Origin of the sequence: Halochromatium sp., from assembly GCF_046541315.1 — a bacterium.
GTDB lineage: Bacteria > Pseudomonadota > Gammaproteobacteria > Chromatiales > Chromatiaceae > Lamprobacter.
Genome location: NZ_JBKHDN010000226.1, coordinates 1 through 4,077, shown reverse-complemented (window position 1 = coordinate 4,077; position 4,077 = coordinate 1). Strand labels below are relative to the sequence as shown.

The following is a 4,077-nucleotide window of genomic DNA, read 5'->3' as shown; positions in this document are numbered from 1 at the left end:
GGCGATGCTCCCGGCGACGCTCCTCGAAGGCCAACGAACATCCTGCGCCATTCGGTATGAGCTTTTCCGGCAATCGCCTAAGCGCAGTTGCCGTGGAAATGCTCCAGGGCCTGTTTGATCCGCTGCGGATTCAGCGGCTTGGCGAGAAAGCCGTCGACTTTGCGCGCGGCCGCTCGTCGCACGTTCTCAACCGTGCTGTGGGCGGTGATCATGATAATCGAGACCGCTTGCTCGCTCTCGCGCAGCGCATCGAGGACCGCGAGGCCATTGAGTGCGCCCGGCATCTCGATGTCGAGGAACACCAGCTGCGGTTGGTGTTGCCGAAAATGCTCGATGGCCTTCTCGCCCGAGTCCGCTTCGAGAATCCTCTTGTGTTCGAGCTTTTCCAGTGTCGATCTCAGAAATGTCCGTATCATCGAGTCGTCGTCGACGATGAGAATGCGGATGGTATCGGGATCGCATGACCAGGGCATCGGATGACCGCCTATCTTATCGATTGTTGAAGGCGTTCGGCTTCGGCGAGGATCGGGGCGATCTGCGCCCTGACCTCATCGAGCGAACGCCCCTGACGCAACAGCGCTTCCGCCGAGGCGGCCAGCGCGCCGAGTTGCTCAAAGCCAAAACTGCTCGCGCCTCCCTTGAGTTTATGCAAGACGGCTTGGGTTTGGCTTGCCGACTGCTGCTCCAGGGCCGATTCTAGGGCATCGAGATAGTTGCTGTTCAGCATCTCGACGAAGGCGCTTTGCAACGCGCGCAGTTCCTCCTCATCCAGGCCCGCCGGCGTGGTCGCAAGCGAGGCTGACGTCCTGGTCTGTAAACAGGATTCAAGCAGCGCCTGCAGCGCTGCTGGGTCGATCGGGGTCGATAGCAGGCGACAATCCGGCGCGTGCAGCCGCGCTTGATCGGACTCCGACAGCCGCGATGCGACGACGATGATCGGCGCGGTCTGTCCCGATCCTCGGATCAGCTGCGCGATCTCGACGATGGCGTCGATGCCGGTGCCGGCTCCGGTGACGGTTCTGGCGACGGTTCTGGCCTCGGCATCAATCCCGGCTGGGCTTCCGGCATCCCTGCCATCGGTCGCCACCTCGGTCGCGACAAGATTGAGGTCGATGAAGACGATGTCAATTTCGGTGATCAGCAATTGCTCGATCAGCCGCTCGCCGCTGCCGACCGCAGTCACCTCCAGGCCAAACGCTTGGAGTTGTCGACCAAGTCGATCACGGCTCGCGGGATCGCCAGCAGCGAGGAGTGCGCGTTGGGTCATCATCAACGATCGCGAATGAAATCATAGATATTCAGATAATCCTGCCCCGGATGGTTCCAGGAGTAATCGCTGCGCATGGCGTTCTTCATCAGCTCGCGGAAGTGCTCGGGGTACTGGTAGTAGCAGTCGATGGCGCGGATCAGCGCTGATTCCAGTCCAGGCACGTCGTAGTTCTCGAAGCGGTAACCGTTGCGCTGGTGCAGCGGACGGTCGGAGTGGTCCTTGTCGAACACGGTGTCGGCGAGGCCGCCGACGGTGCGCACCACCGGCACGGTGCCATAGCGCAGCGCGATGAGCTGGGTCAGACCGCAGGGCTCGAACTGGCTCGGCACCAGCATGATGTCGGCGCCGGCGTAGATGAGATGCGCGAGTTCATCGTCGAAGCCGATCTCGAGATGACAGTCGGGGCTGTCATTGAGCATGTGCTTCAGGCCCCAGAAATCGTTGTTGATGCCCTGATCGGGGCTGGAGCCGAGGAGCACGAACTGGGCGCCGTGCTCAAGGGTGGAGAAGATGGCGTGGCGCACCAGTTCCAGGCCCTTCTGCGGATCGAGACGGCCGATGAAGGCGACGATCGGCTTCTCGTTGTCGGCGAGCATGAGGCGATGGCGCAGGGCGCGCTTGTTGTCGTACTTGGCGTCGAGGGTGTCGAGGCCGTAGTGGGCCGGGATATAGCGGTCGATCTCCGGGTTCCAGACATCGTAGTCGATGCCGTTGACGACGCCGCCGTATTTCATTTGATGGGTGTGCAGGGTCGATTCGAGCCCGAAGCCCTGGCCCTGATCCTTGGTCTCGAAGGCATAGCGCGGCGAGACGGTGGTGACGAAGTTGGCGTAGACGACGCCGCCCTTGAGCAGGTTCAAGGCATTCTTGTGATGGTTGTCGCCGAGCCGGTGCCAGTCGAAGAAGCGCTCGGGCTGGTGCAGGCCGGTGGCGCGCAGCAGCTCGGCGCCGGTCACGCCCTGATGCTTGAAGTTATGGATGGTCAGGCAGACGCGCGGATGGGTCATGCCGAGGCGTTGATAGAACTCGTACAAAAACACCGGCACCAGCGCGGTCTGCCAGTCGTGGCAGTGGATGATGTCCGGATGCTTGCCGGCTTGCCAGAGGAACTCGATCGCGGCGCGCGAGAAGAAGGCGTAGCGCAGGACATCGTCGGGGAAGCCGTAGATGCTGCCGCGATTGAAGAAATTGTCCTGCGAGTGCGGCTCGATGAAGAAGCACTTGCGATCATGCACGAAGCCGAAGTAGACCGTGCAGTGGATGGCGCCCTCGTACCAGGGCACCCAGAGGTCGTTATAGACCGGGTGCAGCTCGAAGATGTGGTCGTAGCGCAGGTTGTCGTACTTCGGCAGGATGATCTCGACATGGTTGCCGCGAATCGCGAGTTCGCGGCTAAGGCCAAACACCACATCGGCGAGGCCGCCGATCTTGGCGACCGGCGCCATCTCCGGCGTGATGTGGACGACGAACAGGCTCGGGCGCGGTGGATGCTGGACCGCAGGCGGCGCGGGCGTTGGTTCGGGCTCGATTGGCGCGAGTTCTGGCGCGAGGGTTGGTTCGGGCTCGGCTGGCGGGGCTTCTGGCGCGGGTGTCGGCTCGGCCTCGGCCTTTGGCTTGGTTTCGGGCGCTGCTGCCGGCCTCGCCTCGGAAGGGGCAGCCGGTGCCGGCTCGCGTGCGCTGGGCGCCGACGCCGGCTGCTCGGCGCTGGATTGCGGTGCTGGTCGCGATAGCGGGTCTGGTTCCGGTGTCGAGGGCGATGTTGGAGCTGGCTTCAGGGCGCGAGTTGAGCTTGGTTCCGCTGCCGGGCGCTCGGACTCAGGTCTGGTTTCAGGCCGCGTCTTGACGCTTGCCGTGCTGGTCGCCCCCGTCGCTCCACCGGTGGTGGTCGCGGTGTCCGCCGGCTTTGCCTCGGCGCGGGCCATGGCGTCCGGGGTCGATGCCGAGGCCTTGGCGTCGGGCGCGGCAGGATTCGCCTGAGCGGATTGGGCGGTTTTGTCGCGCGCTGGTCTCGCGGGCGGTGTCGATGGCTCCGGACTTGAGCTGGCGGTGGAGCGGGAGGCGCCGGAGCTGGCCTTTGGCGATGCCGGGGTCGTCTTGCGGGGACGTGCTGGCGCCTTGGACTTGCTCGTTTCTGGCTGGTTCGCCTCGGTCTCGGTGGCCTTCGATGCGGTCTTGGTACTCGCGGTCGTCGTCGCACCCTTGCGGCTCGCGGTTGCCTTGGTGTTCTTCGTGGTGGTCGGCTTTTTCGCCATGGCTACTCACCTGCGCGATCTGGATCATTCAAATGCTGGGCGGGCCTCGTGGCCCGGCCCGGTCCTTGGCGGACTCGCGGCGCTGCTGCTCGCTCGGAGGCTGTCTGAACAAGCCGCATCGGCCGCTGCAGAAGCCATTCGGGCACCGAACTTGGCCGCCGCGCGCCGGATTTCAGACAGCTTCTCGGTTCGCCGCGCCGGCGGTGACGGCGCGCTCGGCGGCGTCTTCGGCGTCGGCGGCCGTCGCTACCGGTTTGAGCACGATGCCGGCGAGCGGCGGCAGGGTCAGCAGCAAGGATTGATCATGATTCATCCAGGGCACCGGCTCGGTGCGCAGCGGAGCGTTGCCGTTGTCGACGCCGCTGCCGCCAAAGGCGCTCGCATCGGAGTTGAAGATCTCCTGATAGGCGCCGGCAACGGGGACGCCGACCCGATACTGGTGGCGCGGAACGGGCGTGAAATTGAGCGCGACGACCAGATGAGCGGGCGGATGCTCAAGAGGATGTGCGGCCTGCTGTGCGGACTGATGCTCCGCCTGATCCGTCCCCTGATGCG

At 64.4% G+C, this 4,077-nt stretch carries 4 protein-coding genes; all 4 read right to left on the bottom strand.

Annotation, left to right across the window (positions count from 1 at the left end; all coding sequences use genetic code 11):
* Nucleotides 1-77 precede the first annotated feature (77 nt).
* The 4 genes from ACLFQI_RS12130 to ACLFQI_RS12115 all read right to left on the bottom strand — a co-directional run bounded on the left by ACLFQI_RS12130 (nt 78) and on the right by ACLFQI_RS12115 (nt 4,000).
* Entirely contained in the window at nt 78-473 is a 396-nt protein-coding gene (locus tag ACLFQI_RS12130; protein WP_410759678.1) for a response regulator, read from the bottom strand.
* Nucleotides 474-484: 11 nt separating this feature from the next.
* On the bottom strand, nt 485-1,267 hold the full coding sequence (locus tag ACLFQI_RS12125; protein WP_410759676.1) for an Hpt domain-containing protein: 783 nt from the start codon (nt 1,265-1,267) through the stop codon (nt 485-487).
* A gap of 2 nt (nt 1,268-1,269) precedes the next feature.
* Complete coding sequence (gene glgA / locus ACLFQI_RS12120; RefSeq protein WP_410759682.1) at nt 1,270-3,192, bottom strand: glycogen synthase GlgA; 1,923 nt, start codon at nt 3,190-3,192, stop codon at nt 1,270-1,272.
* A 502-nt stretch (nt 3,193-3,694) separates the two neighbouring features.
* Nucleotides 3,695-4,000, bottom strand: a complete 306-nt coding sequence (locus ACLFQI_RS12115; RefSeq protein WP_410759680.1) for an alpha amylase C-terminal domain-containing protein — start codon at nt 3,998-4,000, stop codon at nt 3,695-3,697.
* Between the last annotated feature and the right edge of the window lie 77 nt (nt 4,001-4,077).

Excerpts from the sequence above, each read along its gene's own strand:
- ACLFQI_RS12130 (WP_410759678.1), bottom strand. The coding sequence starts at position 473 with ATGCCCTGGTCATGCGATCCCGATACCATCCGCATTCTCATCGTCGAC.
- ACLFQI_RS12125 (WP_410759676.1), bottom strand. The coding sequence starts at position 1,267 with ATGACCCAACGCGCACTCCTCGCTGCTGGCGATCCCGCGAGCCGTGAT.
- glgA (WP_410759682.1), bottom strand. The coding sequence starts at position 3,192 with ATGGCCCGCGCCGAGGCAAAGCCGGCGGACACCGCGACCACCACCGGT.